This is a genomic window from Cupriavidus necator, assembly GCF_013141915.1.
GTDB classification, from domain to species: domain Bacteria; phylum Pseudomonadota; class Gammaproteobacteria; order Burkholderiales; family Burkholderiaceae; genus Cupriavidus; species Cupriavidus necator_B.
The window spans coordinates 40464-59822 of sequence record NZ_SROX01000016.1 but is presented as its reverse complement, the minus strand read 5'-3'; the positions used below and the strand labels follow the sequence as shown (position 1 = coordinate 59822).

Here is a 19359-nt window from a genome sequence, read left to right as displayed (position 1 = left end):
ATTTGATCTGTGGCAAACGGCCGCGAGGGCAAAGTGCCGAAAGCGGCCAAACGCTGCTACCATTTGGCTCAAACCGAGTTTCCCACGTGCGTATCCGCTTTCGCCGGCTTTGCCTTGCCGCCTTCCTGCTGAGTACCTTCCTGACAGTTCAGCTGGCAGCGGCGGCCTACGCCTGCGCGGGCAGCCGGTATTCGATGGACGGTATGACGGACATGGCCAGTATGACCGAGTCCTGTCCCGACATGACGCAGAAGGCCGAAGCGCCGGCTGCCCATGACGGCTTGTGCCTGGAGCACTGCCAGCTTGGCTCCAAATCGGCCGACCACCCCAGCCCGCAGATTCCAGCGTTCCAGCCCGTGCTCGTCAATCTGGTTGAGCCGGCGTTGGTGCCGGTAGTCGTCAGCCAGCGAGCCGCCTACGCCGACGCGGTGCCACGCGGGCCCCCTCGCCCGCTGCCCATCCTCCACTGCTGTTTCCGAAACTAGCCTCCGCAGCAACGCCTACTATCGTGCCCTGAACCATGGTGTTCAGGGTGGTCGTTGCTTTGCGGAGGCTTTATGCATTTGCGTTCTCCCTTTGCGTATGGGTGCCGGCTGACGCTCGCCCTTACGCTGTTGGCCGCTGCCCATCCCGGATGGGCACAACCGGCGGCCGCACTCTCCTTGCAGGAAGCGGTAGCCCTCGCGTCTTCCGGCTCGTCGGACGCCGAAACATCGCGCTCGGCGGTCCAGTCCGCCATCGAGATGGCGGTCGTTGGCCGGCAATTGCCGGATCCGGTGCTCAAAGTCGGTGTCAATAACGTACCGGCGAACGGACCCGACCGGTTTTCCCTCGGCACGGAATCGATGACGATGCGCTCGATCAGCCTGATGCAGGAGTTCACGAGATCGGCCAAGCGTGAGGCTCGCGCCCAGCGCTTCGAAGCCGAGGCGTCGTCGGCCGAGGCCCAGCGGACGGCGGCGCTCGCCATGGTGCAGCGCGGCGCCGCGACGGCCTGGCTGGACCGCTGGTATGCCGAGCGCGCCTACACTGTGCTCTCCGAACAGGCGCACTCCATCCAGCTGATGGTAGATGCGGCGCAGGCCGCCTACCGCGGCAACCGCGGCTCCCGTGCCGACATCGTGGCCGCCGAACTGGAACTCCAGCAACTGCAGGATCGCGAAGACGAGGCCCGCGCAGCGCTGGCATCAGCCCGTGCGATGCTGCGCCGCTGGGTGGGCCAGGCGGCCGAGCGCCCGCTGACCGAACGCCCGGCGCTCGAGGCGCCGGCTTGGCTCAACACCCTGGAGGCCGACGGCGTGGCCCAACTGCCAGACGTGGCGGCGGCCGAGGCCCAGGTCGGCGTCGCCGAGGCCGAAAGCCGCGTCGCCCGGGAGAACAAGATACCGGATGTGAGCGTGGAACTGATGTACAGCCAGCGTGGGCCCGCCTACTCCAACATGGTTTCTCTCAACGTCTCACTGCCGCTTCCCTGGGACCAGAAGCACCGCCAAGATCGGGAACTCGCCGCAAAGCTGGCGCAGGCCGACGCCGCGCGCGCGCAAGCCGAGGTCATACGCCGCGGCTTGATCGGACAGTTGCGTGGCAAGCAGGCGGAGCTGTCGCTCAGCCAGGCGCGGCTCGAGCGCTATCGGAACACCACCGTGCCACTGGCCAAGGCCCAGACCGAAGCGGCCCTGACCGCCTATCGCGCGGGTGCAGGCACCCTGACCGCCGTCGCCGATGCCAGCCGCAAGGCGCTCAATATTTCGCTTGAGCGCCTCAAGCTTGAAGCCGCTACCGCCCGACTCTGGGCGGATCTGGCTTTCCTGATGCCATTACCCACTGCAGCCCACCCCACGTCACTGCAAGGAACTCAACCATGAACAAGACCACGATCGCACGGACGGTGGCAGGCCTGATGGTGGTGGCAAGCGTTGGAGCGGCCTATTACCTCGGTCAACATCAAGGGCGCCAGCAGTCGCCCGCATCGGCGAGCTTTGGCAGGGACACGAGCGGCGCCAGCGGTGCCGCGCTCAAGGCGGGCGATATCGACCCGAAAACTGGCAAGCGCATCCTCTACTGGCATGACCCGATGGTGCCAGGACAGCGCTTTGACAAGCCGGGCAAGTCACCGTACATGGACATGCCGTTGTCGCCGGTATACGAAGAAGCCAGCGGCGGTGCGGCCGTCACGATTGACAGCCGCGTCACACAGAACCTTGGCATTCGCACGGCCGAGGTCAAGACCGGCCGGCTGGAGGCCGCTTTGCAGGTCCCGGGCAATGTCGCGATCAATGAACGCGGCATCGAAGTGCTCCAGGCGCGCACCAGCGGATTCGTGGAACACGCGTATGCCCGGACCACCCTCGATCCGGTCCGCAAAGGTCAAGCGTTGGCGCAAATCTATGCGCCGGAATGGGTCGCCGCGCAGGAGGAATATCTGGCCGTGAGCCGGATGGACGGCAGCCTCCAGCGCGATCTGCGTGAGGCCGCCATTGCGCGCATGCGTCAGGTGGGCATGACCGAGAGCCATATCCGGTTGGTCCAGTCCACCGGCAAACTGCAGCCGCGGCTGACGATCACCAGTTCGGTCGACGGCATCGTCACCGAAATCGGGGCGCGCGATGGCATGACGGTTTCGCCGGGAACGACTCTGTTTCGCATTGCGAGCCTAGCAACCGTTTGGGTCATCGCCGAGGTGCCTGAGAGCCAGGCCGCCCCGTTGCGGCCCGGCCAGACAGTGTCGGCCACCGCGGCAGCCTTGCCCGGCCACCCGCTGTCGGGCAAGGTCGACGCCATCTTGCCAGATATCAGCGCCGGCACCCGCACGGTCAAGGTGCGCATCGAATTGCAGAACAAGGCCCGTCAGCTATTGCCCGGCATGTTTGTCTCGGTGCGCTTTGACGCCGCCCCAGGGCCAGATCGTGTGCTCGTGCCAACCGAGGCGCTGATTCGCACCGGCACGCGCACCATCGCCATGGTCGCATCCGGCCAAGGCGGCTTCAGCCCCGTGGAGGTCAAGACCGGCGCGGCGGCAGGCGGTCAAACCGAAGTCATTGAAGGGCTCAAAGCGGGTCAGAAGGTGGTCGTATCAGGACAGTTCCTGATCGACTCGGAGGCGAGCCTGCGCGGCACTACTCAGCGCATGACCGCCCCCACAGCCGCCTCTGCAGCCGGCGCGTCGGCGCCTGGCACCGCTGCGGCGCCCGGGCCGGAGCATCAAGGCGTCGGCCGGATCGAGGCCCTCACCGAGCAGAGCATGACGATCTCCCATGGTGCCATTCCCTCGGCGCAGTGGGGCGCCATGACGATGGAGTTTGGCGCGCCGCCAGCCGGCATGCCCAAAGGTTTCAAGCCCGGGGACCGGGTCCGATTCCGCTTCCGCCTGGATAGCGACGGCGTGGCAACCCTCTCCGCCGTTGAGACCGCCGACGCCACTGCGGGAGCCAAGCCATGATTGCCCGGCTCATCCTCGCGTCCATCCGCAATCGGTTCCTGGTGCTGCTCACCACCGTCATGGTCACCGCGTGGGGACTTTGGGCGGTACAGAGCACACCGCTTGACGCCCTCCCGGACCTGTCCGATGTGCAGGTGATCATCCGCACGCCGTTCCCAGGCCAGGCACCACAGATCGTGGAAAACCAGGTCACCTATCCGCTCACCACGACCATGTTATCCGTACCCGGCGCCAAGACCGTGCGCGGCTACTCGTTTTTTGGTGACTCCTATGTCTATGTGTTGTTCGAAGACGGGACCGACCTGTACTGGGCGCGCTCGCGCGTGCTCGAGTACCTGAACCAGGTGCAATCGCGGCTGCCGGCAGCGGCCAAGCCCGCGCTCGGCCCCGATGCAACCGGCGTCGGCTGGATTTATGAGTATGCCTTGGTTGACAAGACCGGCCAGCATGACCTCAGCCAGCTACGGGCGCTACAGGACTGGTTCCTGCGTTTCGAGCTCAAGTCCCTGCCCAACGTCGCTGAAGTGGCTTCGCTTGGCGGCATGGTCAAGCAATACCAGATCGTGCTGATGCCGGATCGGCTGCGCGCCTACAACCTGTCGCAAGCCAAGGTGCTCGCAGCGCTCAAGGGTGCCAACCAGGAAACTGGCGGTTCGGTGCTGGAGTTGGGTGAAGCGGAGTACATGGTTCGGGCGACCGGTTACCTGAAAACGCTGGACGACTTTCGCCAGATTCCGCTCGTCACCAGCGACGCCGGCATCCCGGTACGGCTGGGCGACGTTGCCACCGTGCAACTCGGCCCCGAGATGCGGCGTGGCATTGCCGAACTGAATGGTCAGGGCGAAGTGGCTGGTGGCGTCATCGTCCTGCGCTCAGGCAAGAATGCCCTGGAAACTATTGAAGCGGTCAAGGCCAAGCTCGCCACCTTGCAAAAGAGCCTGCCCAAGGGCGTCGAGATCGTCACGACTTACGATCGGTCGGCGCTGATCGAACGGGCAGTGGACAATCTCACCACCAAGCTGATCGAGGAATTCGCGGTCGTTGCGCTGGTCTGCCTGGTGTTTCTCTTTCATCTGCGCTCGGCGCTGGTGGCCATCGTCTCGCTCCCGCTGGGCGTGCTGGCCGCCTTCCTGGTGATGCGCTATCAAGGCGTGAACGCCAATATCATGTCGCTGGGTGGCATCGCCATCGCCATCGGCGCGATGGTTGATGCCGCGGTGGTCATGATCGAGAACGCGCACAAACATCTCGAGCACTGGCATGCCGACAACCCGCAGCGCGACCTCGGCGAGCATGAGCGTTGGCGCGTCATCGGCGAATCTGCTGTCGAAGTCGGACCTGCCCTCTTCTTCTCCCTGTTGATCATCACGCTGTCGTTTATTCCGGTGTTCACGCTGGAGGCGCAGGAGGGCCGTCTTTTTTCGCCGCTCGCCTTTACCAAGACCTATTCCATGGCAGCCGCAGCGGGACTTTCCGTCACCTTGGTACCAGTGTTGATGGGTTACATGATCCGCGGCAAGATCCCGTCGGAGCAGGCCAATCCGCTCAATCGCTGGCTGATTCGTGGCTACCAGCCGCTGCTCGGCAAGGTGCTCACGTATCCCAAGACCACCCTGGCAGTCGCCGCCGTGCTGCTCGTCGCCACCGCGTGGCCCATTATGCGCATTGGCGGCGAATTCATGCCGCCCTTGGATGAAGGCGATCTGCTCTACATGCCCTCCGCGTTGCCAGGTCTCTCTGCAGGTAAGGCCTCCCAGCTACTGCAGCAGACCGATCGGCTCATCAAGACCGTGCCGGAGGTCGCAACGGTGTATGGCAAGGCGGGCCGCGCCGATACCGCGACCGACCCAGCGCCGATCGAAATGTTCGAGACTACTATCCAGTTCAAGCCTAAGGACCAATGGCGTGCTGGCATGACTACCGACAAGCTGGTGGAGGAGCTCGATCGGGTCGTCAGTGTGCCCGGCCTGTCCAACATCTGGGTGCCGCCGATCCGCAACCGCATTGACATGCTGGCGACCGGCATAAAAAGCCCAGTGGGGATCAAGGTCGCCGGTACGGATCTGAAGGAAATCGATCGCTTGGCTACTCGCATCGAGGAGGCCGTCAAGACGGTCCCCGGAGTCACCTCCGCGCTGGCCGAACGGCTCACTGGCGGCCGGTACATCGACGTGGATATCGACCGGGCGGTTGCCGGCCGGTATGGCCTGAACATTGAAGACGTTCAGGCCATCGTCTCCTCGGCCATCGGCGGCGAAAACGTCGGTGAAGTGGTCGACGGGCTCGCGCGCTATCCAATCAATGTCCGGTATCCGCGCGACTATCGGGACTCCATCGAGCAACTGCGCAGTCTGCCGATCGTGACCGACAAGGGGCTGCAGATCACCCTGGCCGACGTTGCGCGCATCCAGGTCGTGCAAGGGCCGCCGATGCTGCGCAGTGAAAATGCGCGGCTCTCCGGATGGATCTACGTCGACATTCGCGGCAGGGACCTGCGCTCGGCCGTGCAGGACATGCAGGCGGCGGTGGCCAAAGCCGTCCCGATGCCAGGCGGATACTCCCTGAGCTGGTCAGGGCAGTTCGAGTATCTCGAGCGCGCTACCGCCAAGCTGAAGGTGGTGGTGCCGTTCACCCTGTTGATCATCTTCGTCTTGCTTTATCTGGTGTTCGGCCGGCTGGATGAGGCGCTGCTCATCATGGGGACGCTACCGCTCGCCTTGATCGGCGGCTTCTGGCTACTCTATCTGCTGGGCTATAACCTGTCGGTAGCCGGGATTGTCGGCTTCATCGCACTCGCCGGGGTCGCTGCGGAATTTGGCGTCATCATGCTGCTCTATCTGAAACACGCTTGGCAGGAACGGCTTGAGGATGGTCAAAGCAATCTCGCGGCCCTGCTCGATGCGATCCAGGAAGGCGCCGTGCTGCGTGTGCGCCCGAAGGCGATGACCGTGGCGGTGATTCTGGCCGGCCTGCTTCCGATCATGTGGTCGCACGGCACCGGCTCAGAAGTAATGCAGCGCATCGCTGCCCCGATGGTTGGTGGCATGGTGACGGCGCCGCTGCTGTCCATGTTTGTGGTGCCGGCGGTGTACCTGCTGTTACGCCGCCGCCAGCTCAAGCAGACTTCCCTTTCCCCCCACCACCTCTCACCTCAGGAGGAATCGCAATGAAATACCTCAAAACCCTCGCGGCCGTCGTGGCCATCCTTACTGGGCCGGTCGCATTCGCCGCGGGTTCAATGGACGGCATGGACATGAAGGCCCCGGCCGCCTCACCACAGGCGCCTCGACGGGTGCCCGCAGAGATCAAGAAGATCGATGCGCAAGCCGGCAAGGTTACGCTCAAGCACGGCCCCATCGAGAACCTGGGCATGCCCGGCATGACCATGGCGTTTCCGGTCAAGGATCGCGCCTCGCTTAGCCAGTTCAAGGAAGGCGAAGCCGTGTCGGTGACCTTCGACAAGGTGGATGGCGCGCCCATGGTCGTGGACATGCAGCGCAAATAATTCGCGCTATGCGCGCACGGTTGCGCTGCCAGTGGCCGTGCGCGTCCTGTAGATGCTAGCAACGTCTAGCCGGCCGATGGGCGCATTTGCGCAACGATCCTGACTGGCCAATTCCGAATCGAATCAGACCGTGCGCCGCCCCCCTTTTGATCTGCCACACGATGTCCTTGTTGTCGTCTTATTCGGACTGGCCGCCATCCTAGTTATGCTCGGCCTGTTTGCCTGGTATGTCAGACGCCGACATGGCCCTGCCTCGAGAATGCGCAATCCGCGCGGCGCGGCGTCGCGTAAGCGCAACAGAAAATCGACGAGACGTCGCAAATAGCGGCGACAACGGTTCGTTCGCAGCGGAATGCGATGCAGCACCGGTTCGTGCCTGCCGCGGCATCAACGGGGCGGTCACGCCCTTGCTCGGCGCACTACGCTGCCGCCCAGATTAGCAACAACTCAGTCCGCACATCATGCGCTGGTGCATCAACCGCATGCCGACCGCATCCAAGAGGGCGATCACGCCGATGGTAGCGCGTACGGTCAAGATGGTTCTCCAAATGGTCGACCTATTCATGGCGCTCCCTTCCTGACGTCGTCGGCACGGATTGCGATCGGTTGAGCGATACCTTGCGTTGCCATCATCGCCGTCGCGATCTCCCGGGCAACGGCGCTTGGTCGAACCGACGCGCCCAATGCCTAATGGCAAGCTCGTCATCGACGCGGCATGAGCTTGACGGAATGAGGGGGAGGTCGCCAAACCGCGCCAAGATGTGGGCCGTACTTGGTACCGCTGTGTGCAACTTGCCTTGGGAGCATGCTCTCGTTCGGGATGATGATCAATGTTGCGCGGCATCATGGCTACCGCCTGTGCTGCCACCTCCTTTTTCCGCTCCTGATTGGCCCGATGCCTGCGCTGCGGGTTGGCGCGGGCCAGCCGCACGGTGCCCACCAATCTCAGCACCGAACTGTTCATTGTTGTCGCCAGGTGACCGATCGACCATGTCGCGGTACTCGGTTGGCGTCAGGGCGGGCAGCTTATCCAGAAAAGCGACGAGATCCCAGATTGCCTCGTCGTCGTGATCGCTGCCCCACGCTGGCATGCCGGTCATCTTCAAGCCGTGTTTGATCACAACAAAGGCATGCTTCGGATCGGCCCGGCCCTGGTCCAGGCGCGGCGGCGCGGGATACAGTCCACGCGTCAACTGGCTGTCGGGCAAGCCCGGTGCGCGGTGGCAAGCCACGCACATGGATGCATATTGGCCGGCGCCTTTGAGAACGCGCTGGGCATCATTCAGATTCGGCGGCTCCAGTTTGTCGGCTTGCTGGCCAATGGCGCGCGAACGCACCATCGCCAGGACTTTCTCTGTAATCGGCCAGTGCGGTTCGTCGGCGGCCACATTATAGGCGCCCCAGTACGCGATCCCGAATACAGCTGCGGCGGCAAGGAGCAGCAGCGCAATGATCGAAATTGTGAAGGTTCTCATTGCGAGTCTCCGTCGCTGGCCGCGTCGGAAGCGTTACGCCGCGCACCTTCGTCATCGGACTGGCGTGCTGACATAGCGGGACGCCCGCGCGTGTCATTTGACGCCGTCTCGGTTGGATGGCACTCCCCGACTTCGTGGTTTTGAAGGAGGACCAGTTGATTGCGCAGCGGGGACAGCGCCGGGCCTTCTAGCACTTGGCCATCGGGGGAGTACCGGCTGCCATGACGTGGACAATCCCAACTGCGTTCGACGGCATTCCAGTGCACCATGCACTTCATGTGGGTGCATACTGCCGATACCACGTGAAGCGCGCCGGCTGCGTCGCGATAGGCCGCCACCCGTTCGTGCCCCAGCCGCACGATCGCCCCTTGCCCCGGCGCCAGCGCCTGCGCCTGCGCCGGCTTGGCGCTGCGGTGCGTCACATAGTCGTAGAAGAACTCCTTGGCAACGCCGGCGTTCGCCTTGAACATGTTGGACCCTGCCCGCTCAGGATGAAACCGACGCACGCGATACAATTCGCTCCAACGATTCTCACCATTGATTTGGTCAGCAATCAGTCGACCGGCCAGCGTGCCGTACACAAGGCCGTCGGTAGAGAAGCCCGTGGCGACATAGAAGCCAGCACTGTCCTGACCGATATAGGGCAATTCGTCGGGCGAGTGATAGTGTTGCGCCGACCACCGCCAGGCCGGCTCGCCTAACTGCAAGGCGGTCTGCGCTTCGGCGATCAATCGCGCCAGAGCCGCGGCGGCATCATGACGACCCGTTTCGTGATGTTCACCAATGCAAAGCAAATACCGCTGGCCGTCGGTTTCGAATGAACGCACGGATAAACGCGGCATGCCCAACGCCCAGAATATGCCTGGCGCTAGAGCATCTCCCCCAAGCCGAAAGGCGAGGCCATACTCGCGGCGAACTTGCATACCCGCCTGGATAAAATGAAACCCAATGGGAGTATGCGTCGCCAGCACGATGTGGCGGCCGACCAGCCTGCCAGCGGGGGTCCGCACGACCCCTGACCCCGCATCCAGCTCCATGGCCGGACTGTGCTCGTAGACCTGCACTCCACATTGCTCGGCGTGCGCGGCCAGGGCATGCATGTAGCGCAGTGGATGGAATTGGGCTTGCCCGGGCAACACCAGAACCCGCCCGCAAGGTACAGGTAGCGGCTTTGGCACGTGGTCAGTCCAGTCAACGGCCATGCCCGCCAATCTCGCCGCGTCCAACTCGTCCTGAAGTCGCCCTTCTGCTTGCTCACTAATCGCGTATTGGAACATCGGGCAGCGCCGAAACGCGCAGTCTGAATGCCTGACAGTGGTTTGCTGCTCGATCCAGGCGATGGCTTCAGTGCGTGAAGCCACCACTGCTCGCGCTGTCTGGGCATCCCATTTCTTGACAAGGGCCGCAAGACCGTCAGCGACCGTTGCATAGAGATTGCCTGTCGAACCGCCCGTAGCGCCGCGCCCAATGCGATGCGCATCAATGACAGCCACCGAACGCCCTTGCTGGGCCAAAATCAGCGCGGTAGTCAGGCCGACAATGCCCGCGCCGACCACGATGACCTCAACCTGAATCCGGCCGGTCAGCGCCGCCCGGTGCGGCAATGTAGAAGTCGCCGCCCTCAGTGATGTCATGCCCATCCGTAGCCTCCCTCAGTTGGCCATGCGCAGTTTGGTGACACTTCCACCAGCACGGCATTTAAAGTGCCAACTCAACGTCGTCGTCAGTCGGCTTATGCACGCATGGCGCGTGCCAAGGGGAACCTTACGCACGCGTCATTATCGTGTAATCAATGCGAGCGAAAAATTAAGAGAAATCGCGATTTGCCACACTGCCACTTTCATATTGCGCCGTTGCCATCCGCCACGCGCGCGCATGTTCTACTACGTGTCCTTGTATGTTTCGCCATGTGAGCAAAGTCAAACCTGACTACTTCTTGATTGAAGCGATGTGCCTTCTACAATGGTCCGCATACCAACGAGAGATCGATGAGGAGAGGCTGCCATGAACCGCACACGGCCCAACGACGCGTCGCAGAGGGAGGGGCTGGCACCCGCGATCACGCCGCCGCGCCCAGTATCTCCCCACGTGGCGCATCTGTATGGCGACGGGTCGGCCCTGCCCACTTGGTCTGCCGTCCTTGGTCGCGCCATCACAGCCAACTTCGAAGTTGCGCTGATGGTGCTCCTGATCGACCATCACTACTCCGCCTTGCGCATGACCGAGTTGGCTACCTGGTACCGACCCGCGCCGTAGCGGCCAACTTTAGAACAAGATCAAGTCAAATGCTCGTCAGGAGAATCGTGCCCAGCGGGAAGAGATCCTGCGACTACTCGCGATGCTACGCGATTGGTACGGCGTTCCCTATCAGCCCCGAGTCCGGCCGGAGCAGCAGACCGCCATCGAGATCCTCGAATGAGTTCAACTGGGCAAGGGCTTTGAGCACGCCTTTCTCGAAGTCTTTAGCAGGCACCACTTCACTTCGCTGGAGCCGCTCAATGTCCGCATCACCGGCGCAGATCGGCGGCATGATGCGCTCATCCGGATGTGCAACGAGACGTGGCATGCCGAAGGCATGGGCATTGACGTGAAATGCTGGAGCGTGACTTTAACATTCCAGACTACCAGCCGTCGCTGCAGCCGGTACACGGTAGCCCTCGCGGCCAACATCGCGGGGATGACTGAAGATGTATGTGCGCCTGAAAAGGAGCGGTGCACAGCCAATGTCTTCTTTCTTGCGGAGCATCCGTCATGCTGATCCTACAACCCAAACTGCATGCGAATCGCCGGCTTGTTGTGGCGGCTTGCCTTTTGCTGACGGGCATCTCATCCGGCCTTGCGCAACATGCTTCCGGTGAACACGGTCAAAGCGCCGTGCCAGGCGGCTCCGCCGCACAAGAGATTCACGGCTCGATGGCGCCAGGCATGGACAAAATGTTGGCGATGCAATCGTCAGGCAACGTTGACAAGGATTTTGCCACGATGATGAAGATGCACCACCAGATGGCGATCGACATGGCCAAGACTGAACTGGCAAAAGGCGACTCGAAAGAAATGAAAGCCTTGGCGAAACAGATCATCAAGGATGCACAACGCGATATCGGCAAGTTCGATCGCTGGTTAGACCAAGGCAAGACACCCAGGTGACCCTGGCCTCTGGCGCCCCAATTGATCTGAGGAGCACAAGCGGCACAACGGCATCCGGGGTTGGTACGCCGGATGCCGATTTCGGGCTTTTTCGTCGAAATCTGTGCATCGGAAAAAACGAAGTCCCCGCAGCCTAGGTGCTGCGGGGACTTAAGCATGCTGGACCCCGGGGAGAGAGGCACCAGCTATGGCAAGATGGACGCGCCGCTTACCCCGCCAGCGTCGATCAGGCACTATCAAATATAGAACGCACGAGTTAACCGTGATGTTGCGCACGCATTACAACTTAGCAATCGAATCCGGGGGTCTTCAGTATGCGCGGAAGGCCCTAGCCACGCCTGGCTACCTTGGCACGCGGAGCTGCCATCCCGCAGCCGTATGCCCAACAGGCAGTGGTAACGAGACCACATTCCCATGAGTCGAAGATGAAATCGTTCAGTTGGCATGGCATCACGCTGCGTGCAGGCATGCATCTTTGGTCCAATCCAAGACGATGCGGTACCGAGGCCGCTCTGCCAACCGTCATGCGAGCGCCGACGCTGTTTGACCTAGTCGTGCTTGCGGAGCAATGGGCAATCGCCGAACTGGAATGCATCAACGATCAGTTATTGGCGCGAGGCGAGATCACCGTCCGACAGCATGCCAACACACAGGACTTCCTGGATCGTATCGCCAATTCGAATCGCGCCCGCGCTACTGTCCTCTGCAATAACGGCAATAGGCCGGCCAAGTGATGCGTAAGGTGTATGACGCACCGGGCGTTAATGGGATGGACGCCCCCTCCCCGTGAAGGTACATGAGTGCCAAACTGGTGAGCCTGGCAACCTCTCAAACAGGAGCATCCCTCATGAAGGTCACGACGATCGGCATCGACTTGGCGAAGAATGTGTTTGTGCGACCTGCAAGTCGCCTGAATTTCTGTTTCACAGGAGAACGTATGGCCTGACGAAACCGGTTGTTCCATCAACCGTTCCCTACCCAGACATGCGGAGCCGGTAACAGCTCGGTGTGAAGCTCTGGGGACAACGTAGCCGCCGGATAACCGGTACGCCCAGCCGCGAGGCGAAGCGGAATCTGCCAGCACGAAGGCGGAGAGGAGCAAGGGATGAGTGGGTACGACCAACATATGTGAACTTCTGATAAACGTCGTGATCTTTGACAAGCCAAACGTGCTGACAGGCTTGAACCAAAACGGTATGCGGTGAGGAGTGGTCTTTGAATACTGGGCCAATGGACAACCAGCCGCCGGCGAAGAGGAAGGGTCCGCCCCGCTCGGAGATTCATGCGGAACAGGGTAAGCCCATCATGCTGCCGGTGACGGCAGGCGAACCGTAAGGAACGCTGTTGGCACGGTGGGTAAAGGAATGCGGAGAAAGCGAACGCCCGGCTGTAATGGCCGGGATACGGGCTGCAACATTGCCCGACACGAAAGTGGGCAGACTTCCGCAGGGTCATTCATGGCGAGAGAACTTTGACCAACCGTTATACGAGGGAAAGCAGATGACGGCGTACGATGCGAAAGTGTCGGGAGCTGGTGCGTCCTCGCACGCTGCACAGATGTGGGATCAGGCGAACTGGCCGCACATTGAGGCAGAGGTGAAACGGCTTCAGGTGCGTATCGCCAAGGTGGTCCGGGAAGGCCGATGGGGCAAGGTGAAAGCCCTGCAACGTCTGCTGACCCGCTCGCATAGCGGCAAGATGTTGGCCGTGAAGCGTGTGACGGAAAATCGCGGTAAGAGGACGCCGGGGATGGATGGCAGGATATGGTCGTCCCCGGCGGCCAGATGGAACGGAATGGTGTCGCTACGTCATCGCGGCTATCGGGCGATGGCGCTGCGGCGGGTTTACATTCCCAAGGGTAACGGCAAGAAGCGTCCGTTAGGAATTCCTTGTATGCGGTGCCGGGCGATGCAGGCTTTATGGAAGCTCGCTCTGGAACCCGTCGCGAAGACTCTAGCGGATGCCAATTCCTACGGCTTTCGGTCCGGACGCTCGACCGCCGATGCCATCGAGCAGTGCTTCAACGTTCTGGCTAAGCGTGCCTCGCCAGAATGGGTTCTGGAGGGTGACATTCGAGGCTGTTTCGACAACTTCAGTCATTCCTGGTTCCTGGAGAACGTACCGATGGATAAGGGGGTTCTGCGAAAGTGGCTTCAGGCCGGAGATATCGATGAGGGAACTCTGTTCGAGTCGCGGGCGGGTTACACCCCAAGGGGGTGTTATCTCGCCCGTAATCGCGAATATGGCGCTGGATGGGCTTGAAGCGGCAGTCCATGCAAGTGTGGGAACATCCAAACTTGCTCGCAGCAAGGCTCAGCTCAACGTCGTCCGTTATGCCGATGACTTTGTGGTGACTGGCGTGTCGAAAGATGTGCTGGAATCCCGGGTGCTTCCCGCGGTCAGGCAGTTTATGGCCGCCCGAGGTCTGGAACTCTCCGAAGAGAAGACCAGGATCACCAACATAGCGGAGGGTTTCGATTTCCTTGGCCAAAACGTGCGCAAGTACGGCGGCAAACTGCTGATCAAGCCAGCGAAGAAAAGTATCAAATCGCTGCTCGACAAGGCCAGGGAAGTCATCAAGGGCAACGCGAGTGTCACCCAAGAGGCGTTGATCCGTAGGCTGAACCCAATCATTCGGGGTTGGGCTATGTATCATCGCCACGTCGTGGCAAAAGCGGCCTTCTCGACGATCGACTCGCACATCTGGCACCTGCTCTGGAAGTGGGCAAGACGTAGGCACCCCACGAAAGGAGCCCGGTGGGTCAGGCAACGGTACTTCCGGCGAGACGGACACCGGTCCTGGGATTTTGCAACGAGGAGTTCGACCGAGGATGACACCTGCGGCCTACAACTCTTCCGCGCAACGACGGTCGCGATTCAGCGCCACGTCAAAATCCGGGGACTGGCCAATCCATTTGATCCGGCATGGGACCTCTACCTTGCCCGCCGTCGATCCGCGAAACGCTCTGTCGGGTTGCCCGGTGCCACCCAATGGCGCTGAAGGAATGGCTTGAGCCGGATGCGGGGCGACCTGCACGTCCGGTTCTGAGGGGGCGGCGGCGCAGTAATGCGTCGCTGCTACCCGACCAGATCCACGGTGTGAATGAGCTTGGCAAAGCGACGTTGAGGAAGCAGCTCAAGCGTGCCCAGGTGGCCGAGTTCTTTGCGACTCTGCCGCCGAGTGTGATTGGGATGGAGGCGTGTGGCAGCGCGCACCACTGGACCCGTAAGCTGCAAAGCTTTGGGCACACGGTGCGGCTGATGGCGCCGCAATTTGTCAAACCGTACGTCAAGACCAACAAGAACGATGCGGCCGATGCTGAGGCGATCTGCGAAGCGGTAGCACGACCGAACATGAGATTCGTGCCGATCAAGAATGTTGAGCAGCAGGCGGTGCTGGCACTGCACCGTGCGCGTCAGGGTTTCGTGAAAGCGCGTACCTCGCAGGCCAATCAGATCCGCGGACTGCTGGCTGAGTTTGGGTTGGTTGTTCCCCAGGGCATTGGGAACATTGCCAGGCAGGTGCCGGAGCTGATCGAGGATGCGACCAATGAGTTGCCAGGCTCGTTCCGGATGCTCATCCAGCTATAATTTGCGATCGCAACATGCGGCGAAGGTGTGAGCCCATGTCAGGCGCGAAGCTTTTGTTCGCCGCCGAGGAAGGCAGCCCTTCCTCGGTGCGACGGATGAACATCTCCGCGAGATCGTCGCGGGTGCGCACGCGCATATGGTTGAGCAAGGCGACGATCAGCGTGTAGCGCTTCTCAGGCAGGATCTCCCGTAGATTGGCCGCGTCCAGGCTCATGGCCTGGCTGGCCAGCGAGCGCAGCTTCGAGGCTGGCACGCCGGCGATTGCGCAAGAGAAATCGCCAAGCCCGTCGATAGTCTAGCCGAGGACGGTGGCAAACTATTAATAATGTCGCGCGCCATCCGAACGTCGATGGAGGAATTGGTGCGCGATAAGGTCTTGAACCTCGGAGCTGCAGGTCCACAACCTCCCAATCGATTTCAAGATCACTACCGTCGGCATCAAGCACCCGCTTGGCTTGGTGTCTTGGAATGCACGCTGATTCGCGTGAACTCTTCGACCAGCCGAATACGCCAGCCTATGGCAAGGCTACTTGCATTCGACCTTTTTCACGTACTCCCCATCGCTCTTCCATTCTCGCTCGATTAGGCAAGGACCGTCCCGAACCTTCTCTTTCTGTCCATAGCCACGCGGCCCACCCTTGCATTTGCGTTCTTCCTTGAAATCTCCGTTGTGTTTGCCTTCGCGCTCGACCTGGCAGCGGCCACTGTGGAATCTCTCCTTGTATTCCTTACCGCCGGCGCGATAGTAAGAATCATCGGAAAAGGCAGGGCTGGCCCAAAGCGCGGCGGCCAGAGCCAGCCAGTAGGTCTGTGTGCGTTTCGACTGCATGCTGAGCATTAGGTATCGTGATGCCTCTGGCGGCAGCATAGCATCGGGCCTCGGCGCGATGCTGTATCAAAGGGTTACCAGGGTGCGGGAACCACAATGTGCCGATACGCGCGGGGAACCAAGCCTGGTCATCTGAGGGTGCGGAGAAGAGGCGGCGCTGTCGTGAAGTCGTGCTGCAACGGCTCTGCGGGTGACCATCGCCGGATTTCACGCGGAAGGTGCGACTACTCATTGCCGTGACAGATCTCAACCGCAGGCGCTTATAACTAACCGAAATGTTGTTGGTTATGACCGCAAGGCTTATGATAGCCGACGTTTATCTTGGCATGCCCCGCTATCTGCCCGCGATCAAATCCAGCAAAGCGCTGCCACGCTGAATCTCGCCGTTGACGCCAATGAAGCCAAAACGCTCGCTCTCGGCATAGATCTGACGATGGGCATGCAAGAACACCTTGAAGTTGATCGCGGCGACTCCCTGCTCGTTGATCTGAATGGTGCGACCGTCTTGCTGATCAAAATGCCCATGAAGCGCAAAGTGCTTCGTTACGGGGAAAAAAATCGTGGTGCTTCGCAATCCGAACCCCGGTGAATAGATCTTGCTGTTCATTCTCTCGGGGTCATCCCATTCGAGAACGACTGGATGATCGGATGTCACAAAGCCCCCGCAGTGGGATGGTGCTCTCAAGAGAGTCCAGCCGCGGCGGTGAATCAGGTCGCGCATGTGAGCCAGCAACTTCAACTCGGTAGCCACATGACTGGTGGGACTGGTGGAGGGAACCTCGACCGTATAGCGCTCGCTTTCTATGAATTCACGCATTTCCTCGTAGGGAAGCGGCTCTCCCTTGAGGTAGCCAGCCGCACGTGCTTGGCCGAACTGGCTCTCGTAGCGCTCCTGGGTGGAAACCACCATGCCCCCCACGATCTTGTAAATTTTCTCCAAGGCCTGGCGCCTGGCTTCCCGAAATCCTGGATTGCGCGTCGCCAGCAGCGCGATGAGTTCCAGGACCAGGGCCTTGTCTTCTTCGCTATAGAAGTCCCCGTGCTGATCAATGCGCACGAGGGCGGGGGCAAGCTGGGCTTCTAAGTCGGCATAGCCAGCTTCCACGATATTTGGGTCGTGGCCCGGGATCTCGACGCGATTGAAATCGCGCTGAGCCGCCAGGTTACGAGGGGTCGTAACGAAGGCCCGCTTCGTCTTTGTATCGACCACGAACAATTGCGCATTCTTGCTGCGGTTGCGTGCGAAGCCCTTCAGGTAGCACTGCGGCACATAGTGATGATTGCGAGCGTCATTGCCCTTCGGAGGATTTGTGGTCACGCTGGCTCCTTGCGGTGCTGGCGTGCAGTAGAGTTCCATTCCTCTCCGGCGAGGTCTGGTGGCATCAACATCAGCTCTTCCCTATCAGTCAATCTGGCTCCCCCGCCTGCAAGGCGGCCAAACGCTGTCGCATCGCGTCGGCCCGAACTTTCAGCTCATTCAGTTCCAGTTCGAGCAGCTTCTCCAGGGGTGTCGCCCCGTCATGCCCGCGGTTGCCCAGGTGGCGCGCGACGAAGTCAATCGCCGCCTCAGTCTGCACCAGCCGACGACCATACACCGGCTCATGGTGGGCGATTCGGTTACGGGACTGGTAGATCGCCTCCAGTTGCGTGGCGACCGCCGCCCGGGTCAAAGACTTGTCAGGAAAGACGCGCTTTAGCGCGGGCTTCCACAATGCGTGTTCGTAGTCCGCCGAGAACAGTCGCTTCCAGAAGTACATGGTCAGCTGCGCCACCACTTGGCCCATCGGCACCGTTATCGCGGCCTGCCGGGCCTTGGACACCTTCTCATGCGACAAGCCTGCAGGGGGCGTGCCGCCGTGTTTTCGAAACGCCACCGGGTCGAGTTGCCGCTTCTGTTCCTGTGTCAGCTTTGCATAGGCCGCCTTGCGCGCGCTACTTTCTGCAAGGCCAATTTTTCCCTTAAGCTCGTCATCCCAACGAAAATGGCTCGGAGGCCTCCGCAGCCAGTCGGCGGTGCCAAAGTGTTCGGTCAGCCGGTCACAAACCGCGTTGCGCAGGGCGATCTCGACCACGGCCGTCACCGTCATCAGGGAGGCGCCCAGGCGCAGCATTTCCTGGTGCAGGGCAATGGCGCCGCGGTTAGAGCCGGCGAGCCGCTCAAAGGTGCTCAATCGCTCACTTGACAGGAGAACGGCTACTGCCGCTATTTCTTCGTCGGACAGGTGGTCCATTGACTTGACGTGCAAAGATCTTTATAGTTGGCAGTGAAAAGTCGGGATCAGTGTTGGCAGCTGCCTGTAAGGGTGGGCGGACCCCCGACTTCCTGCTTTGGGGGCGCTCTGCGGAGCGCCCTTTTCATTTTGGGTCCTGTCACGACAGACCCAGGTAGGCGGCAATGGCTTTGGCAATCCCGCCGGCAGCGACTTCCACGCCGACGCCCGCGACCCCGGAAGCCGCCTTCCCGATCAGCTTGCCAACCCAGCTCGACGGCTTGCCGTCCATACCCGTGCCAGCGGCGCGCGCCGTGTCGAGATCAGCCTGCAAACCGGCCAGGTCCGCGTCCTGCAGTCCAAGCGATTGGAGGTAACGACGCAGCGTATCCCAGTCCCCTGCCCCCACGTTCACCGTCGCTCGTTGGGAAACGCCGCTACCGCCGTTGGCTACGTTGCCGACGTTGCCGGCAATTTGGGTGTTAAAGATCTGGGTCAATTTGTCCTCGCTGACGGGCTTCGAGCCCATGGGCAGATCCCCGGCGTCCGGGCTGAGCTTTTCGATCTCGATCGCGTAGCCGAGCACCGCATTTTTCACGGCATCCAACAATCTGTCGATCACGCCGGTCGGCAGGTCCTGCCACGCCTCGATGCACTGCATGTCGCGAGTGATCTTCGATGCATGTCTTATTGCCATAGGAATCGGCCATGGGATGTGGAGTCGCCCGGGGGTGCCTGCACGGACCAGGTTTTCATAGGTACTGACAGGCTGATCAAGGCGGGCCGTTCGATAGTGCTCTTGCAAGTGCTCCGGCAAGACCTCTACCGGAATCTGGATGTTCTCCGCCCGAGCGCTGAAAGCACCGGCAAAGTTCCCGTAGGACATTGGCGTCGCGAGGCGGTACGGCGGCAACGCAGCGCCGTTGGGATATCCGCCCAATTCGTATCCCACCCACTGGGCCAGTTCGGCATGGTCGAGCCGCGCAGCCAGCAGCTTGCACTTGCGAAGCAGCGCCGTCACGCTCGACGTCGCATCGATGGCCTCCGCCTGTATGTCATGGATCAGGGACACCGCGAGCTCCAAAACCGGTTTGGCGGATTCTAGCATGGCGCCGCCGCCACTCCCGGCATCAAAGTGCTCTTTTGCCATCCGTTGATAACCT

The 19359-nt window shown here is 61.3% G+C and carries 17 protein-coding genes and 3 pseudogenes; 12 read left to right on the top strand and 8 right to left on the bottom strand.

Annotated features, from left to right (window positions below; translation table 11 throughout):
- Window positions 1-86: 86 nt before the first annotated feature.
- The 5 genes from E5S69_RS24270 (at window position 87) to E5S69_RS24250 (ending at window position 6944) form a co-directional block, all read left to right on the top strand.
- On the top strand, window positions 87-485 hold the full coding sequence (locus E5S69_RS24270) for a copper resistance protein (RefSeq protein WP_115737209.1): 399 nt from the start codon (window positions 87-89) through the stop codon (window positions 483-485).
- A 72-nt stretch (window positions 486-557) separates the two neighbouring features.
- Window positions 558-1865 carry a TolC family protein gene (locus E5S69_RS24265; RefSeq protein ID WP_115737210.1) on the top strand — a complete coding sequence of 436 codons (1308 nt, stop codon included), beginning with the start codon at window positions 558-560 and terminating at the stop codon, window positions 1863-1865.
- On the top strand, window positions 1862-3439 hold the full coding sequence (locus tag E5S69_RS24260; protein WP_115737211.1) for an efflux RND transporter periplasmic adaptor subunit: 1578 nt from the start codon (window positions 1862-1864) through the stop codon (window positions 3437-3439). Before E5S69_RS24265 ends, E5S69_RS24260 begins: the two co-directional genes overlap by 4 nt.
- On the top strand, window positions 3436-6609 hold the full coding sequence (locus E5S69_RS24255; protein ID WP_115737212.1) for an efflux RND transporter permease subunit: 3174 nt from the start codon (window positions 3436-3438) through the stop codon (window positions 6607-6609). Before E5S69_RS24260 ends, E5S69_RS24255 begins: the two co-directional genes overlap by 4 nt.
- Window positions 6606-6944 (top strand): copper-binding protein, encoded by a 339-nt coding sequence (locus E5S69_RS24250; protein ID WP_115737213.1) that lies wholly within the window; start codon window positions 6606-6608, stop codon window positions 6942-6944. The genes E5S69_RS24255 and E5S69_RS24250 overlap by 4 nt, the downstream gene beginning before the upstream one ends.
- Before the next feature lie 827 nt (window positions 6945-7771).
- Here E5S69_RS24250 and E5S69_RS24245 read toward each other — a convergent pair.
- Together E5S69_RS24245 and E5S69_RS24240 are read right to left on the bottom strand one after the other, a co-directional pair.
- Window positions 7772-8419 carry a c-type cytochrome gene (locus E5S69_RS24245; protein ID WP_115737214.1) on the bottom strand — a complete coding sequence of 216 codons (648 nt, stop codon included), beginning with the start codon at window positions 8417-8419 and terminating at the stop codon, window positions 7772-7774.
- On the bottom strand, window positions 8416-10053 hold the full coding sequence (locus E5S69_RS24240) for an FAD-dependent oxidoreductase (protein WP_171517102.1): 1638 nt from the start codon (window positions 10051-10053) through the stop codon (window positions 8416-8418). The genes E5S69_RS24245 and E5S69_RS24240 overlap by 4 nt, the downstream gene beginning before the upstream one ends.
- Before the next feature lie 370 nt (window positions 10054-10423).
- Between E5S69_RS24240 and E5S69_RS32465 the strand changes: the two genes are divergently transcribed.
- Entirely contained in the window at window positions 10424-10675 is a 252-nt protein-coding gene (locus E5S69_RS32465; protein ID WP_232348067.1) for a hypothetical protein, read from the top strand.
- An 85-nt stretch (window positions 10676-10760) separates the two neighbouring features.
- Here the strand turns inward: E5S69_RS32465 and E5S69_RS32460 are convergent, their stop codons facing one another.
- Window positions 10761-10985 carry a hypothetical protein gene (locus E5S69_RS32460; protein WP_232348066.1) on the bottom strand — a complete coding sequence of 75 codons (225 nt, stop codon included), beginning with the start codon at window positions 10983-10985 and terminating at the stop codon, window positions 10761-10763.
- A 185-nt stretch (window positions 10986-11170) separates the two neighbouring features.
- On the opposite strand from E5S69_RS32460, the gene E5S69_RS24230 reads away from it, so the two are divergent.
- The 6 genes and pseudogenes from E5S69_RS24230 to E5S69_RS24210 all read left to right on the top strand — a co-directional run.
- A complete protein-coding gene (locus E5S69_RS24230) occupies window positions 11171-11566 on the top strand; it encodes a DUF305 domain-containing protein (protein ID WP_115737216.1) in 396 nt (131 codons plus the stop codon).
- A gap of 425 nt (window positions 11567-11991) precedes the next feature.
- Complete coding sequence (locus E5S69_RS24225) at window positions 11992-12300, top strand: hypothetical protein (protein WP_145987316.1); 309 nt, start codon at window positions 11992-11994, stop codon at window positions 12298-12300.
- 62 nt (window positions 12301-12362) lie between these two features.
- Window positions 12363-12512 carry a hypothetical protein gene (locus E5S69_RS24220; RefSeq protein WP_171517101.1) on the top strand — a complete coding sequence of 50 codons (150 nt, stop codon included), beginning with the start codon at window positions 12363-12365 and terminating at the stop codon, window positions 12510-12512.
- A gap of 446 nt (window positions 12513-12958) precedes the next feature.
- Window positions 12959-14003 (top strand): annotated as a pseudogene (locus E5S69_RS33005) (reverse transcriptase domain-containing protein); the annotation flags it as partial.
- Window positions 13977-14567, top strand: a complete 591-nt coding sequence (locus E5S69_RS33000) for a group II intron maturase-specific domain-containing protein (protein WP_232348069.1) — start codon at window positions 13977-13979, stop codon at window positions 14565-14567. The pseudogene E5S69_RS33005 and the gene E5S69_RS33000, both read left to right, overlap by 27 nt.
- A gap of 44 nt (window positions 14568-14611) precedes the next feature.
- Window positions 14612-15148 (top strand): annotated as a pseudogene (locus E5S69_RS24210) (IS110 family transposase); the annotation flags it as partial.
- 97 nt (window positions 15149-15245) lie between these two features.
- Here the strand turns inward: E5S69_RS24210 and E5S69_RS32995 are convergent.
- The 5 genes and pseudogenes from E5S69_RS32995 to E5S69_RS24185 all read right to left on the bottom strand — a co-directional run.
- A pseudogene (locus E5S69_RS32995) lies at window positions 15246-15449 on the bottom strand (transposase); the annotation flags it as partial.
- 234 nt (window positions 15450-15683) lie between these two features.
- Window positions 15684-15995: a hypothetical protein gene (locus tag E5S69_RS24200; RefSeq protein ID WP_232348065.1), complete on the bottom strand. Its 312-nt coding sequence runs from the start codon at window positions 15993-15995 to the stop codon at window positions 15684-15686.
- A gap of 325 nt (window positions 15996-16320) precedes the next feature.
- Window positions 16321-17343 carry a DUF4238 domain-containing protein gene (locus E5S69_RS24195; protein ID WP_115737218.1) on the bottom strand — a complete coding sequence of 341 codons (1023 nt, stop codon included), beginning with the start codon at window positions 17341-17343 and terminating at the stop codon, window positions 16321-16323.
- A gap of 49 nt (window positions 17344-17392) precedes the next feature.
- Window positions 17393-18217, bottom strand: a complete 825-nt coding sequence (locus E5S69_RS24190; protein WP_115737219.1) for a hypothetical protein — start codon at window positions 18215-18217, stop codon at window positions 17393-17395.
- A gap of 139 nt (window positions 18218-18356) precedes the next feature.
- Complete coding sequence (locus E5S69_RS24185) at window positions 18357-19346, bottom strand: hypothetical protein (protein ID WP_232348064.1); 990 nt, start codon at window positions 19344-19346, stop codon at window positions 18357-18359.
- Window positions 19347-19359: the final 13 nt, after the last annotated feature.

Coding starts and splice junctions, on each gene's coding strand:
- E5S69_RS24265 (WP_115737210.1), top strand. CDS start 558: ATGCATTTGCGTTCTCCCTTTGCGTATGGGTGCCGGCTGACGCTCGCC.
- E5S69_RS24260 (WP_115737211.1), top strand. CDS start 1,862: ATGAACAAGACCACGATCGCACGGACGGTGGCAGGCCTGATGGTGGTG.
- E5S69_RS24255 (WP_115737212.1), top strand. CDS start 3,436: ATGATTGCCCGGCTCATCCTCGCGTCCATCCGCAATCGGTTCCTGGTG.
- E5S69_RS24250 (WP_115737213.1), top strand. CDS start 6,606: ATGAAATACCTCAAAACCCTCGCGGCCGTCGTGGCCATCCTTACTGGG.
- E5S69_RS24245 (WP_115737214.1), bottom strand. CDS start 8,419: ATGAGAACCTTCACAATTTCGATCATTGCGCTGCTGCTCCTTGCCGCC.
- E5S69_RS24240 (WP_171517102.1), bottom strand. CDS start 10,053: ATGACATCACTGAGGGCGGCGACTTCTACATTGCCGCACCGGGCGGCG.
- E5S69_RS32465 (WP_232348067.1), top strand. CDS start 10,424: ATGAACCGCACACGGCCCAACGACGCGTCGCAGAGGGAGGGGCTGGCA.
- E5S69_RS32460 (WP_232348066.1), bottom strand. CDS start 10,985: ATGCCACGTCTCGTTGCACATCCGGATGAGCGCATCATGCCGCCGATC.
- E5S69_RS24230 (WP_115737216.1), top strand. CDS start 11,171: ATGCTGATCCTACAACCCAAACTGCATGCGAATCGCCGGCTTGTTGTG.
- E5S69_RS24225 (WP_145987316.1), top strand. CDS start 11,992: ATGAAATCGTTCAGTTGGCATGGCATCACGCTGCGTGCAGGCATGCAT.
- E5S69_RS24220 (WP_171517101.1), top strand. CDS start 12,363: ATGAGTGCCAAACTGGTGAGCCTGGCAACCTCTCAAACAGGAGCATCC.
- E5S69_RS33000 (WP_232348069.1), top strand. CDS start 13,977: ATGGCCGCCCGAGGTCTGGAACTCTCCGAAGAGAAGACCAGGATCACC.
- E5S69_RS24200 (WP_232348065.1), bottom strand. CDS start 15,995: ATGCTCAGCATGCAGTCGAAACGCACACAGACCTACTGGCTGGCTCTG.
- E5S69_RS24195 (WP_115737218.1), bottom strand. CDS start 17,343: ATGGAACTCTACTGCACGCCAGCACCGCAAGGAGCCAGCGTGACCACA.
- E5S69_RS24190 (WP_115737219.1), bottom strand. CDS start 18,217: ATGGACCACCTGTCCGACGAAGAAATAGCGGCAGTAGCCGTTCTCCTG.
- E5S69_RS24185 (WP_232348064.1), bottom strand. CDS start 19,346: ATGGCAAAAGAGCACTTTGATGCCGGGAGTGGCGGCGGCGCCATGCTA.